1 protein-coding gene is annotated in these 329 nt (G+C 69.0%); it reads right to left on the bottom strand.

What is annotated here, in order from left to right; all coding sequences use genetic code 11:
- Positions 1-329 (bottom strand): threonine/serine exporter family protein (locus P0G09_RS16550; RefSeq protein ID WP_275253207.1); only part of this gene is annotated, 329 nt, incomplete at both ends.

Genomic DNA, 329 nt, shown 5'->3' with positions numbered 1-329 from the left:
GTTCGGAACCCGCCCCCCACGCCGTGCCGCCCGCAGAACAGCAGGTAGGCGTTGGCCGCAACACCGGCCGCAGCGGCGGCAAGCCCTGCTGTCAGGTCGCCACCAAAGATCAGCGCAAAGCAGAACGCGCCGCCCATGCCCGCCGCAAGCTGCACCCAGTCCTTCGGAAAAGGGATGCACCTGGCCTGAGCCAGCCGGGTCTCGGCCACATCGATGGTGTCCTCTTCCCCGGACGCAATCTGGCGGGAAAGCTGATTCACCGCCGCCACCCGCCCCAGGTGGGTGGTACGGGTGGGCACGTTGCGCACCTCGCTCATCTCCGCCGTGCC

This window comes from Faecalibacterium sp. DFI.5.82 (genome assembly GCF_029076575.1).
GTDB classification, from domain to species: domain Bacteria; phylum Bacillota; class Clostridia; order Oscillospirales; family Ruminococcaceae; genus Faecalibacterium; species Faecalibacterium duncaniae.
The sequence above is the reverse complement of the archived record's forward strand: the minus strand, read 5'-3'. Positions and strand labels throughout refer to the sequence as shown.